Below are 13,511 nucleotides of genomic sequence, written 5' to 3'. Positions count from 1 at the left end.
TACGGTTGAACATTGGCGAATCCATCGCCATGAATACATGCACCAGGAGGGCTCATTGTGAAACAGCGAATCATTATTGTCGGCGGCGTTGCCGGCGGTGCAAGTGTAGCGACACGGCTCAGGCGATTAAGTGAAGATAATGAAATTGTCATGTATGAAAAAGGTACCTACATTTCTTTTGCTAATTGCGGGTTGCCGTATTATGTCGGCGGTACCATCCTTGAAAAAGACGCGCTGCTTGTCGAATCGGTTGAGAACATGGTCAAGGAATTCAATATTGAGGTGCACAACAACAGAGAAGTGGTTAATGTAGATCCGGAAAAACACATCATTACGGTAAAAAATGTGTTGAACGGTGAAGCGGCAACGGATCATTACGATCGTTTAATCCTTTCTACTGGCGCAAAACCGATTGTACCTAAGATCCAGGGACTTGATCAAGCGGATAATGTCTTTTCCGTACGGAATATACCGGATGTTGAACGTATAAAAAATTATATCGATGCTCATATAGTGCACAAAGCTGCGGTAATCGGTGGCGGCTTTATTGGGCTAGAAATGACTGAAAATCTTGCAGATCTCGGCTTGGAGGTCACACTTGTTGAAGCGAGTCCGCAAGTGATGGCACCGCTTGATTTTGAAATGGCGCAATTTGCTCATGAGCAAATTGAACTTCATGGTGTTCAACTCATCTTAAACGATGGCGTTGCACGTTTTTCCGACAATGGGAAAACGGTAGTGCTTAGTAGCGGCAAAGAAATAGACACCGACCTGACCGTGATGGCGATCGGCGTCTTACCCGACAGTACATTGGCGCAAAAAGTGGGTGTGAAGACGGGCATTAAAGGTGCGATTGTTGTTAACGAGCATTTTGAAACAAATGTTCCAGATATTTTTGCGATTGGCGATGTGATCGAAGTTAAAGATTTCATCACTGGTACACCAACGTTAATCCCCCTTGCCGGCCCGGCCAATCGGCAAGGACGTTTTCTCGCAGACTATCTAAATGGGTTGGATGCGAAGAATCCTCCTGTGCAGGGTACAGCTGTGGCTAAGGTTTTTGCACTCACCGTGGCAACCACAGGGAAAAACGAGCGCCTTTTGAATCAGGCCGGCATTGCCTATCAGGTTGTTCATTTACACCCCAATTCCCATGCAGGCTATTATCCTGGCGCAGCACCCATTGAATTGAAAGTGATCTATGGTGAACATGGGAAAATTCTCGGTGCGCAAGCCATTGGTACGGAAGGCGTGGACAAACGCATTGACATGATTTCAGCAGTGATGCGTTTAAACGGATCGGTTGAGGATCTTCAGTTGATTGAAGTAGCGTATGCGCCGCCGTATGCATCGGCAAAAGATCCGATCAACTATGCTGGTTATATCGCTGCGGATCAGCGGCAAGGATTAGTGAAGACGATTGAATGGCATGAGGTCGATGCACTGATTGAGAAACAGGCGTATTTCTTGGATGTTCGCGAATCCTTCGAGCTTGCTGCCGGAAAACTTCCTGGCAGTCATCATATTCCACGAGGCGAACTAAGAGGGCGGATGGCGGAGCTTCCCAAGGAACAGCCGATTTACGTTTATTGCTCTGTAGGACTTCGTGGTTATAATGCCGCGCGCATTTTGGCACTAAATGGTTTTGAAGTCTATAATCTTGACGGCGGTTTAAAAACTTATGAACAAGCAAAGTATGAGACGGGTCAGATGAAAACGCAGCCCCATCTTGCAGCTCAAAGTGGATCGGATTCAACAACTGCGCAGCAAGCACCGCAATGTACAAAAATTGAAGTAGATGCTTGCGGGCTACAGTGCCCAGGTCCTATTCTCAAGGTCAAGCAATCCATGGAGAAGATGAATAAGGGAGACATCTTGCAAGTGCAGGCTTCTGATTTTGGTTTTCACAAGGATATTGTTGCTTGGGCAAATGCGACAGGTAATCAATTGCTGACGAATGATATTGTCGGCAATAAGGTGGTTGCGACGCTGGTGAAGGGAGTAAAGGCTAGCCATGACGATGCTGCTCATACGTTGCAAGCTGCCCCAGACACTGGCGGTGCAACGACGATGGTGGTTTTTGACGGCGATTTGGATAAAGCAATCGCAACGTTTATTATTGCGACTGGATCGGCTGCGATGGGCAAGCCAGTCACGCTTTTCTTCACCTTCTGGGGGCTAAATATTATTAAGAGGCATGCCAATACAAAGATTAGCAAGTCGGGAACCGACAAACTGTTCAGTATGATGCTGCCGAAGAGCGCGGATCATTTGCCGCTCTCACGGATGAATATGGGTGGCATAGGGCCGAAAATGATAAAAAAGGTCATGGCTGACAAGAATGTTGATAGTCTTGCTGTTATGATCGAGCGTGCAAAACAGCTTGGCGTGAAAATGGTTGCCTGCACGATGAGTATGGATCTCATGGGCGTTGCACGGGAAGAAATTATCGATGGTGTTGAATTCGGCGGTGTGGCCAGCTATTTAGGCGAAGCAGCAAAATCAAATGTGAATCTATTTATTTAATCAGATCAAATCATTGAATAAGCCGCCCCTCTTTGATAAGGGTAGGTTATAGATTAAGCGTGTAGGTGCGAAACTCCTGCGGGACTGTTCCTATTTGCTTGACTTCAAAAAATAAGTTGAATAATATACCTGTATCGGTATAAAAGGAGGCAGCTCATGGAGTATACATCGCAAATGACCAATCGATTGAAACGGATTGATGGGCAAATCCGCGGAATTATTCACATGATGGAACAGGGAGAGGACTGCCGCAGCGTGGTCACCCAGATGACGGCTGCACGGTCGGCAATGGACCGTGCACTAGGTTTGGTCATTGGAAAGAATCTCGAGAGTTGCTTGCGGCAACAGATTGAAAACGGTGAAGGGTCAGCTGAATCAATCATAAACGAAGCGGTTCAAATGCTGGTGAAAAGCCGTTAAGGGATCAAGATGAAGTGAGTCCAACGGCGTAAGGAGGAAATCAATCATGAGATGCATGTTCTTTTGCAAACCCAAAATCAAGAAGATAAGCACTTCAGAGCTAAAGGAAGTCTATCTGCCGAGTAAAAAGGGTAACTATTTTCTTGACGTACGTACAAAAGCAGAATTCAGCGGTCGGTCAATTCCGGGTTTTGTCAATATTCCACTGCAAACCCTGAGCAATCATCTCAATAAGATTCCGAAAGAAAAAGAAGTGGTTGTCATTTGTCAAAGCGGTATGAGAAGCTCGGTGGCCTGTAAGCTTTTGAAAAAAGCAGGTTATGAAAAAGTGACTAATGTGCGTGGCGGAATGAATCGCTGGTTTTAATTTTTTATGGGAAAAAATATACCCATATGGGTATATAGATGCGCAGTTTTTGATAAAAAATAAAAAGTTGTTCCAAGGAGGAAAACAGCATGTATGAAGAGTGGACACCCGAAGAGGTCGAGCAACGGATACGCAGTCATGCGCCTGTAAGTATTATTGACGTTCGCGAACCTTTTGAATTTGCTGAGGGGCATATTCCTGGTGCCAAGAATATTTCGGTTAATAAAATCCAGAATCGTCTTGATGAAATCAACAAAAATCAAGAGCACATTATTGTTTGTCATTCTGGAAGCAGAAGCGGTGTGGCTTCTGCCATCTTATCCGCAAGTGGATTTAAGGTGAAGAATATGGTTGGCGGGATGATGAACTGGCACGGACCGATCGAATTTTAAGGAGGGAAACTCAATGAAATATGTAATTATTGGAGGGGTGGCCGGCGGTATGTCGGCAGCAACGCGGCTTCGCCGGTTGAATGAAGAGGCAGAAATTATTGTCTTGGAACGCGGTCCTTATGTTTCTTTTGCCAATTGCGGGCTTCCCTATTTTATTGGCGGTGTGATTAAAGAACGGTCGAAGCTGCTTGTGCAGACGGCAGAAAAGCTGTATCAGCGTTTTCGTCTGGATGTGCGGACGAAAAGCGAAGTCACCCGTATTGATCGAGAACAAAAGAAGGTGATCATTGATCATAATGGAAAATCTTATGAAGAGACCTACGACGTACTGATTCTCTCAACAGGAGCGCGTCCGATGCGTCCGCCAATTGAAGGGATCGACCAAGCCGATCATTTGTTCACGCTGCGCGATGTTCCGGATGCTGAACACATTGTTCAGTACCTGCAGCAGCATAAAGTGGATCACGCGGTAATCATCGGTGCCGGCTTTATCGGCATTGAAATGGCCGAGAATCTGGCGGAACACGGACTTAAAGTGACGATCGTTGAACGAGAACACCAAGTCCTTCCTCCACTTGATCCAGAAATGGCTATTGTGGTAGAAGCAGAACTGAAAAAGCACGGCATTGAAGTGCTTAAAGGGAAAACCGTAACTGGCTTCGATGAAAATGGATCGATTCTGGTTCTCGATGATGGCATGCGCAAAAAGACAGATTTGACCCTTTTGTCGGTCGGTGTTGTTCCAGAATCATCCTTAGCTGAGCAAGCAGGCTTAGCGCTTGGCATACGCCGAAGTATATCAGTGAATGATCATCTGCAGACCAGCGATTCAAACATCTATGCCATTGGAGATGCAATAGAGGTTGCTCAAACTGTCGGCGGTCGACCAGCGGTCATTCCGCTCGCTTCTCCGGCAAATCGCCAAGGACGCATGGTTGCCGATATTCTTAGCGGAATGAAACGCAGTTACAAGGGAACTCTGGGTACATCAATAGTGAAAGCCTTTGATTTGTCTGCGGCTGTCACTGGATTGAGTGAGAAACTATTGCAGCGATTCAATATCCCTTACGAGGCACTGCACACGAGTCCGCCGGATCATGCGTCCTATTATCCAGGTAGTGCACAGATGACACTCAAACTGCTCTTTGACCCTGAATCTGGGAAGGTACTAGGTGCTCAGGCGGTTGGCAAGAAGGGAGTTGATAAGACCATTGATGTACTTGCCACAGCGATTCATGGACAAATGACTGTCAATGATCTGACCGAACTTGAACTTGCCTACGCTCCGCCATTTAACTCGGCCAAGGCTCCGGTTAATTTGATCGGCTATGCTTCAGCAAATCTGTTGGACGGCAATGTGCAGAATGTTCAATGGAACGAAGTCGATCAACTGGTAAAACAAGGCGAAATGCTTATTGATGTTCGGACAGAACAGGAATATGGGAACGGAACCATCCAAGGGGCTGTGAATATTCCTTTAGACGATCTTCGTGAACGGTTAAGTGAGATTCCGAAAATTCGAGATCTGATTGTGACGTGTCAGGTGGGTCTTCGCGGCTATCTTGCGGCGCGTATTCTTGCTCAGAACGGTTATTCGGTAAAGAATCTGGATGGAGGCTATAAACTGTACAGTAGCGTTTTTCCAGAAATAGTAAAGTAACCAATACAAAAGGTTAACAATCAGTTCGATTGAATCAGTGTTATGAAAAGTGAAGAACAAAATTATGGGTTGTCGGACAGGGAAAGCCAGGATCTGTCCGGCTATTTTATTTTTTATGGAGACGAAATTCATTTAATAAAAACTTCTTTCCCCTCTTCTCTTCTTTCTACGGAGATGGTGGTTCTTTTAATAGCAAAAGCGGTCTCAAGGCTGTCCTAATTGGCTCAGGTGTAGGTTCAAGTGGACTTTTGCCCATTTTGGTTACCTGTAACTAGGTAGTTGCATAGGATAAATGGTCAATAAGAAAATCACTGAGAGGAACATGTGTATGTACCCTAATTCATGCTATCACCATCAATTGCATAATCCAATGCAATGCCACTGGAATAATAAATGGAATTATGATTGGAATCCCCACTATTACGACTGGAACAACCACAACTATAATCCATATGGAAACATCCTATTACAAGATTATGGAACAAGACCATTCGTAGTGAATATTGACCAAGCAACCAAACAAAACAATAATTACCGCACCGCTTTATGGACAGGTAAATATTTTCAAGTAACTTTGATGAGTATTAATGTTGGTGAAGACATAGGTTTGGAAGTTCATCCAACAACCGACCAGTTCATACGGATTGAAGAAGGTCAGGGGCTTGTTCAAATGGGTGATAGCAGAGATAACTTAGATTTTCAAGTTATGGCGTACGATGACTATGCAATTATGATACCTGCAGGAAAATGGCACAATTTAACCAATACAGGTAATCGCCCCCTTAAAGTGTACGTTGTCTATGCCCCACCTGAGCATCCGTATGGTACAGTTCATGAAACGAAAGCTATGGCTCAAGGAACGAGGTAATCAATTTGGCTTTGGAGTATGCAATTAAAACGTTGTAGTCGTTAAGTAAAAATGAACACTTCTGCTTTTTTCCAAAGGAAGACAAGATTAATTTATAATATAACGTCAGAACGCAATCTGGCGAAATAGGAAAATTAATGAGATTGTAATGGGTTTATTACTAATGACAGCTATGTATTGTCAGCAATTTTATCATGAGATGCATGAGGAATATGGAACTGTAGCCATTAATTTGTTGAAAGAGTTCGATCCCCGAAATCTCGAAGAATTTGCAGAAGCGTTTGATCGAATGATGGATATGTACGCTAACGAATATGTGATATTACATAAAACTATAAGATGTTATTCGTCACTGAAAGACTTTGAGAAGGATTATCTTAGCTTATAATCTATTAAGAAATGAGAGCCCATGTAAATCTAAGTTGATGAGGAGATAAAAAAGTGCTATGAATATGATCAACTTCATAGCACTTTACTTCTATTGATTAATCTAGGACGAATCGAAAGCCGCCGCTACACGATTAAAGCAATCAAAATAATAGCGATGCCGGAAATGAGAAACCAGTGGTGCACACCGAGCTGTTCCGCAAATAATCATGAAAAAATTAGATCGAGAGGCATAACGAGCGATAATAAGCTTCCGAGTAACGAAAAAACGCGGCGCATGTGGGCAACTTGTATTATTGCCATTTTACCGCTATCTTATAAAGAGATAAGCTAACGCAGTACGTTTACTTTCGCAAATAGACCGATAAATCTGCGAAACAGACCGATATTTTTTTCAAATAGACCGATAAAACTATGAATTAGAACGATAAAAACAAAAAACAGACTGATAACCTCTGCATCATCAGCATCAAACCCATTCAGGCAAACAATTAATCATTAGGAGTACGAAAACATGTCCGAATCTACCCCAGTAGCCAAAAATGATCAACTTGAAGTGACTTTTACCGACCTAACTCAGGACGGATCCGGCGTTGCCAAGGTCGACGGCTACACCTTGTTCATTCCAGGTGGACTGCCTGGAGAAAAGGCAAAAGTACAAGTTATTAAAACAAAAAAAGGGTACGGTTTCGGCCGTTTGCTCGAAATAACCCAACCTAGTGATCGGCGCGCGGAACCGCCATGCCCCTATTACGATCAATGCGGAGGTTGTGCGATTCAACATATCAGTGCAGAAGGTCAGCTCGCCTACAAACGGGAGATCGTGCGCAATGCACTCGAGCGGATCGGTGGCTTAAGTGACATTCCTGTCGAACCCACTCTCGGCATGGCAGAACCATGGAGCTACCGAAATAAGATTCAAGTTCCAGTGGCCACGCAAAATGGGAAATTCGCTTTCGGCTTTTATAAAAAACGCAGTCATGAGATCGTCGACATGGAACACTGCATGATTACCGATCCGCTCATCGACGACATTGTGCAAACCGCGCACCGCGTTGCTGAAGAAAACGGTCTGACGCCATACGATGAACTCAAGCATCGAGGGATCCTTCGGCATGTGATGGCACGCGTCGGCAAGCAGACCGGTGAAGTGATGGTTGTTTTCGTGACGCGTACTGAAGAATTACCTTTCCGCAAGCTGTTGATCAAAGCACTGACTGAGCAATATCCACAAATCAAATCGATTGCGCAAAATGTGAATTCAAAAAGAACGAATGCCATATTCGGCGATAAAACGAAGACGATCTGGGGTCGCGATGTGATCTATGATCAGATTGGCGGTATCACCTTCGCAATCTCTGCGCGCTCTTTCTTCCAGGTTAACCCGACACAGACCGAAGTATTATATGGAAAAGCTCTTGAGTACGCAGCACTCACTGGGGAAGAGACGGTGATCGATGCTTATTGCGGTATCGGAACCATTTCTCTGTTCCTCGCCAAACAAGCAAAACACGTGTATGGTGTTGAAATCGTCCCTGAAGCCATTGAGGACGCGAAGAAGAACGCTGAACTTAATAAAATCACAAACGCCAGCTTCGAAGTCGGTAAGTCAGAAGATGTTATTCCAAATTGGCGTGACCAGGGCATTGAACCCAATGTCATCGTTGTCGATCCGCCGCGCAAAGGCTGCGACGCTGCATTAATTGACACTATGATTACCATGCAGCCAGAGCGGATTGTCTATGTTTCCTGCAACCCATCAACACTCGCTCGTGACCTCAAACTGCTCACTGCAGGCGGGTATGGTGTGAAGAAAGTGCAGCCTGTGGACATGTTTCCTCAGACGATGCACGTTGAGTGCGTGGTATTGATGTCACGGGTAGAAAAGTAAAAGGCTAAAAAGTGTAGAAAACAAGTGATATTCGGGAGTTGGGACTTGTCACCTAGACAGGTGTTACTTTCGGATTTTCTTATTTTGGGAACAGATCCACTAATGAACGGTAAAATGGTGAGTGTGTCAAAAGCTCAGTAGATAAGTAATTAGCATTTTTAGAAGTTCAATGTGAAAGTCGCTCCGAGGGAATAAGTCAAAGCTGGCAGTATTGAGTGCGGCAGAACGATTTAGATGTTGGTGGTCGACAAATGGTCAGCTTAGATGTTAGGTGTTTGTGAGTGGTCAAATTGGATGTTTTCCTGGTTATTTCACGGTGTGATCGTGGATTGGATTGATTTGATTAGTCAAGGTTGAATCGATAAAATGGTTGTGAAATAGGCGCGTGAACATGACTGAACTAGGTTAATCGGTTAATTAGCCATAATGGTGAATGGGAAAATGAGACGTCCTATTAGGCATGATGAAATGTGATTACTAATTCGGAGGTAAGGTTGAATGACTATAAAATTTAACCCGAATAACATCATTATTAAACTTTGTATGAGTGGGATGAACTTGGAAAGTAGCGGGAACATTGAAGATGCGACCGCGATATTTCAAAAAGCATGGCACGAAGCAACAGACGACTATGAAAGATTTATTGCAGCTTACCATTTAGCTCGTCAACAAATTAGTATTATAGACAAATTGAAATGGATGGAAACATCTTTAAAGTGTGCACAAAATATAAATGATGAGAATGTTAAAAGTGCATACTCAACGTTATTTTTAAACATCGCCAAATGTTATGAGGAGTTGCGTGATTCTGATAACGCAAAAAGAAATTATGAATTGTCAAATTCATATAAGGGTGCTCCTTCTGATAAAGGACCATTTTATCATGGGACAAAGGCAGATTTGCAGGTTGGCGATTTACTGACAGCGGGTGGAACTTCAAATTACAAACCTGAGCTTAAAATGAACCACATTTATTTTACTGCTAATGTAAATGGCGCAGGACTTGCAGCAGCATTAGCAAAAGGAGAAGGAAGAGAACGCGTTTATATAATAGAACCAACAGGCGAATTTGAAAACGACCCAAATCTTACGGACAAAAAATTTCCGGGTAACTTAACGCGGTCATATCGCTCACAAAAACCTTTAAGAATTATTGGTGAAGAAACAGAGTGGAGGAAACAGACAACTACGGAGCGACACGAATGGCACCAAAAGTTAGCCAAAAACAAGGGCGAAATTATTAATTGAACATATTTCAATGGGTAAAATAGTTATGTTTCAAGTTTGTCTGTGGGCTTATACAAAAAAGAAAGCAAGGCACCTTACGCCTGATTCCGTAGGTGCCTTGGTTGTTGTTGCTAGCCATGGGGACAAGTACCGTGGCTGGTTTTAGTGACTTGTTCAGTGCGACCTGGGTAAATTAAGATTGTGCGTGAAATGCGGAGTTTCGATTCCCTGAACGCGGATGACTAAGCTAAAGAACCACTCACCACGGGCTCCAACCACATCCTTTTATTTACCCATCTGAGTTGGTTATTGGCAGTAAATCTATTGCAGTAATGGAGAACGCTAGTTAGAATGTTTTTAGTGAAGACGGATTGATATGTTTCCCTGAACGTAAGATTCAACAATTGGCCAATGACATCAATCCTATCGACTCCAGCCACGTCAAAGCAGTTACTTTACTAGAGAAAAAACTGTAAACTGTCTAACGAACAAATAAACTTCTGAACCGAAAGATACATTTCTGATTTCCGGGTCCCCCCTTACTTTGGGGATAAGTTTTGGTTGGGTACCCCATAATGAGAGGATTTGAATTTAAATATGATCAATAATTTTTGGCGTGATTTACCACGACCTTTTTTTGCACTGGCACCAATGGAAGAGGTGACGGATGTTGTTTTTCGCCATGTAGTTAGTGAAGCAGCTAGACCTGATGTGTTTTTTACAGAGTTTACAAACACGGAGAGTTATTGTCACCCAGAGGGGATCAATAGTGTGCGTGGGCGTTTGACTTTTACAGAGGATGAACAACCGATTGTCGCCCAAATATGGGGGGATAAGCCTGAATGCTTTCGACAGATGAGTATTGGTCTGGCGAAACAAGGATTTAGCGGTGTGGATCTCAATATGGGCTGCCCGGTGCCTAATGTGACGGCGAATGGGAAGGGAAGCGGGCTTATTCTGCGTCCCGATGTCGCAGCAGATATAATACAAGCAACAAAAGCAGGGGGATTACCTGTAAGTGTGAAGACAAGGCTTGGTTACACGGATGTCGACGAATGGCACGACTGGCTGACACATGTATTGCAACAAGACATTGCTAATCTTACCATTCATCTGCGTACACGGAAGGAAATGAGCAAAGTTGATGCTCACTGGGAACTCATCCCGGAGATTAAGAAACTTCGCGACCAGTTGGCACCAGATACACTGTTGACGATCAATGGTGATGTCACTGACCGGCAAACCGGCCTGAAGCTCGCTGATCAATATGGCGTGGATGGGCTAATGATTGGGCGCGGTATTTTTACAAATCCATTTGCCTTTGAAAAAGAACCGAAAGAGCATAGTAGTAAAGAATTGCTTGACCTCTTAAGGCTACATTTGGATCTCCACGATCAATATGCGAAAGCATTAGAGCTACGTCCGTTTACAGCGCTTCAACGCTTTTTTAAGATCTATGTCCGTAGTTTTCGAGGGGCAAGTGAATTGAGGAATCAACTGATGAGCACAAAGTCATCAGATGAAGTGCGTGCATTGCTTGATCACTTTGTTCGGGAACAAGGCAAACACGATCTGGAGCCGCAATCAGATCTATGATCAAATGGGCGGCATCATCTTTGCAATCTCTGCACGTTCTTTCTTCCAGGTCAATCCGATAAAAGAGTATTTCTTAAGCGTTTATCACTGTGAGAATACGTGAGTCCTATGGAATTTTTAAATTCGGAAAAGCGAAATACGCGACACACGCGTGTTTTGTAAGATATAGATCACCAACATCGTTTTGTGAAGAATAGAGCAAAGGAGTGTTACTTAATGAAAAACGAGCGCGTGTACAAGATGGCGTTTTCGAGCGTCTACCCGCTACTCGTCCGAAAGGCGGAGCGCAAAGGACGCACCAAATTAGAGGTGGATACTGTGATTTGTTGGCTGACGGGCTATGACGCTTCTGGCTTGCAAGCGCAAATTGAGAAGAATGTTGATTACGAAACCTTCTTTAGCGAAGCCCCGCAGTTAAACCCAAACGCTGCAAAAATATCAGGCGTGATTTGCGGGTATCGTGTTGAGGCAATCGAAGACCCGCTCATGCAGAAAATCCGATGGCTTGACAAGCTGGTTGACGAGTTAGCAAAAGGCAGAAAAATGGAGAAGATTTTGAGGAGCTGACGGTGAATTTATGCCAACGGATTCGATCACGGCACAATCTCAAAAATAGTGCCTTGGTTAAAATCGGCCACTTTCATAGATCCATAAACTCCTAAATAGAGTTTGGTTTGCTCCAAATTTGTTCCTAAACTAACGTAATAAGCGGATTGAGATCCAAAATTGTAATTGGCTTCAATAACGCTAAAATCGTTGAGTTTACAATCTGCGCTTACTCGGGTATAGGCTAAAACCCCTCTAATGGGCGGTTGTGATTCTTCATTCCGAGCAAGATCGGTAAACACAAGGCTTCCGGTTAAATCGGGGATCTCGTTTCCCATATAGGGCTGTACGCCTGTCAGTGCAGTTCCACCAAATTTATCAGGTCTTGGTTCTTCGTGAAAATAACTCGTTAGTGGCTGAAGACGCAGCGTTGAAGTTTGCACAGCTTCGTCGTAATAAGCAATTGTTTGCTCTTCCGAAGTCGGATTTGCAGCGCAAGCCCTTATTAGCGAAGTGGGGAATGCACCTTCCCACCCACGCCAACCAAAATTAATCAATCCTTCTCGGTCAAGTTCAGATTGCGTCAAAAAAGCTTGAACAAGCTGATTCACTGGTATGGGTTTATAGTAAACGAATGAAAAAATTGACTCTGCCAAATCCTGTCCGACATTTCCCACGTATTTTATATACTGTTTATATAATCTCTGATATGCAATGCCTGGTATATTGCGCACCCCTTTAGCAATGACCGTAAGCGTTTCTTGAATAGGTACGGGGAGTTCATGAAAACGTGTAACCACGGGTGGCTGATCGATAAATGTTGTCTTAGCTACATCAATTTCAATGATCTTACCGGCGATTTCGATATCATCCTGGCTTAAATTAAATGGATCATAACCTGATCCGCCATCTCCGGTTGTTAACACGAGTTTCCCTGTTTCGGGTGAAAAGTTTAAGCTATTGACCCCATTATGATTTAAAAAGGGTCTTCTTACATTCAGTAGTGTTCGCCGTTTTAGAGGTTGACCATTTGTTTGTAAGCTCCATTCTTCAACGGTATCAATATGATCATAGTGCATGTCTCTATTAACCCACTTAAGGTTCAACGTATTGGGAACACATGGGTCAGGCTTAAAAGGTTTTGTGAGCGCACCGGGCCCTTGTGTTCCGGCTACTGAATAATGAAGATAAAACAGACCGTTATCATAAAATTGGGGATGAAAGGCTAAACCGAGTAATCCCCGTTCATCGTAGCCACCACTAGAAGCACCTAGTTTTAAAATTCTCGGGCGAATATCTAAAAAAGTCTCTAGAACTCCATTTCGTACACAAAAGATCTCTCCTATCTGGGTTGCAATAAATAAACTTTCGATTGAGTCACCCGGAAGCATCGTTGTTTTCAAAACAGTGGGTAGATTTATCCTACGAACAATAGGCCGCAAACGAACATTAACTTTTTTCAACGAACTTTACCGTCCTTTTTATGTTCTTGTTTCAAATCATATGATTCGAACGGTTCTCTTAGTAGTGAAAGGGATGAATTCTAACCGGATCGACGAAAAAAGAAAAACGGAGAGAAAAGTTGACGCTTTTCTCTCCATTTACTCGTTTTAGAGGCTTTTTGATCAGTC

At 43.6% G+C, this 13,511-nt stretch carries 11 protein-coding genes and 1 pseudogene; 11 read left to right on the top strand and 1 reads right to left on the bottom strand.

Annotated elements, in window-relative coordinates; genetic code table 11:
* Positions 1-57 precede the first annotated feature (57 nt).
* The 11 genes and pseudogenes from NIE32_RS04650 (at position 58) to NIE32_RS04600 (ending at position 11,901) form a co-directional block, all read left to right on the top strand.
* Positions 58-2,526, top strand: coding sequence for an FAD-dependent oxidoreductase (locus NIE32_RS04650; RefSeq protein ID WP_253053496.1), 2,469 nt, complete (start codon positions 58-60; stop codon positions 2,524-2,526).
* Positions 2,527-2,682: 156 nt separating this feature from the next.
* Positions 2,683-2,946, top strand: coding sequence for a metal-sensitive transcriptional regulator (locus NIE32_RS04645; protein WP_023511149.1), 264 nt, complete (start codon positions 2,683-2,685; stop codon positions 2,944-2,946).
* A gap of 46 nt (positions 2,947-2,992) precedes the next feature.
* The gene (locus tag NIE32_RS04640) at positions 2,993-3,313 is read left to right on the top strand and encodes a rhodanese-like domain-containing protein (protein WP_023511148.1); all 321 of its coding nucleotides are present in this window, start codon (positions 2,993-2,995) and stop codon (positions 3,311-3,313) included.
* An 89-nt stretch (positions 3,314-3,402) separates the two neighbouring features.
* Complete coding sequence (locus tag NIE32_RS04635) at positions 3,403-3,705, top strand: rhodanese-like domain-containing protein (RefSeq protein WP_023511147.1); 303 nt, start codon at positions 3,403-3,405, stop codon at positions 3,703-3,705.
* Positions 3,706-3,718: 13 nt separating this feature from the next.
* Entirely contained in the window at positions 3,719-5,365 is a 1,647-nt protein-coding gene (locus tag NIE32_RS04630; RefSeq protein WP_253053494.1) for an FAD-dependent oxidoreductase, read from the top strand.
* 328 nt (positions 5,366-5,693) lie between these two features.
* Entirely contained in the window at positions 5,694-6,233 is a 540-nt protein-coding gene (locus NIE32_RS04625) for a cupin domain-containing protein (protein WP_253053492.1), read from the top strand.
* Positions 6,234-7,134: 901 nt separating this feature from the next.
* Complete coding sequence (rlmD, locus tag NIE32_RS04620) at positions 7,135-8,511, top strand: 23S rRNA (uracil(1939)-C(5))-methyltransferase RlmD (RefSeq protein WP_253053490.1); 1,377 nt, start codon at positions 7,135-7,137, stop codon at positions 8,509-8,511.
* A 498-nt stretch (positions 8,512-9,009) separates the two neighbouring features.
* Entirely contained in the window at positions 9,010-9,759 is a 750-nt protein-coding gene (gene arr, locus NIE32_RS14415; protein WP_253053489.1) for an NAD(+)--rifampin ADP-ribosyltransferase, read from the top strand.
* Positions 9,760-10,335: 576 nt separating this feature from the next.
* Positions 10,336-11,334, top strand: a complete 999-nt coding sequence (locus NIE32_RS04610) for a tRNA dihydrouridine synthase (RefSeq protein ID WP_253053488.1) — start codon at positions 10,336-10,338, stop codon at positions 11,332-11,334.
* Positions 11,285-11,392, top strand: a pseudogene (locus NIE32_RS04605) (hypothetical protein); the annotation flags it as partial. The gene NIE32_RS04610 and the pseudogene NIE32_RS04605, both read left to right, overlap by 50 nt.
* Positions 11,393-11,550: 158 nt before the next feature.
* Positions 11,551-11,901 carry a DUF2200 domain-containing protein gene (locus NIE32_RS04600; protein WP_253053487.1) on the top strand — a complete coding sequence of 117 codons (351 nt, stop codon included), beginning with the start codon at positions 11,551-11,553 and terminating at the stop codon, positions 11,899-11,901.
* A 26-nt stretch (positions 11,902-11,927) separates the two neighbouring features.
* On the opposite strand, the gene NIE32_RS04595 is transcribed toward NIE32_RS04600, so the two are convergent.
* Positions 11,928-13,343, bottom strand: a complete 1,416-nt coding sequence (locus tag NIE32_RS04595; protein WP_253053486.1) for a PQQ-dependent sugar dehydrogenase — start codon at positions 13,341-13,343, stop codon at positions 11,928-11,930.
* Positions 13,344-13,511 lie beyond the last annotated feature (168 nt).

This window comes from Sporolactobacillus kofuensis (assembly GCF_024125425.1).
Taxonomy (GTDB): domain Bacteria; phylum Bacillota; class Bacilli; order Bacillales; family Sporolactobacillaceae; genus Sporolactobacillus; species Sporolactobacillus kofuensis.
Note: the sequence above shows the minus strand (reverse complement) of the source record. Positions and strands in the feature narration are given on the sequence as shown.

Coding starts and splice junctions, on each gene's coding strand:
- NIE32_RS04645 (WP_023511149.1), top strand. CDS start 2,683: ATGGAGTATACATCGCAAATGACCAATCGATTGAAACGGATTGATGGG.
- NIE32_RS04640 (WP_023511148.1), top strand. CDS start 2,993: ATGAGATGCATGTTCTTTTGCAAACCCAAAATCAAGAAGATAAGCACT.
- NIE32_RS04635 (WP_023511147.1), top strand. CDS start 3,403: ATGTATGAAGAGTGGACACCCGAAGAGGTCGAGCAACGGATACGCAGT.
- NIE32_RS04630 (WP_253053494.1), top strand. CDS start 3,719: ATGAAATATGTAATTATTGGAGGGGTGGCCGGCGGTATGTCGGCAGCA.
- NIE32_RS04625 (WP_253053492.1), top strand. CDS start 5,694: ATGTACCCTAATTCATGCTATCACCATCAATTGCATAATCCAATGCAA.
- rlmD (WP_253053490.1), top strand. CDS start 7,135: ATGTCCGAATCTACCCCAGTAGCCAAAAATGATCAACTTGAAGTGACT.
- arr (WP_253053489.1), top strand. CDS start 9,010: ATGACTATAAAATTTAACCCGAATAACATCATTATTAAACTTTGTATG.
- NIE32_RS04610 (WP_253053488.1), top strand. CDS start 10,336: ATGATCAATAATTTTTGGCGTGATTTACCACGACCTTTTTTTGCACTG.
- NIE32_RS04600 (WP_253053487.1), top strand. CDS start 11,551: ATGAAAAACGAGCGCGTGTACAAGATGGCGTTTTCGAGCGTCTACCCG.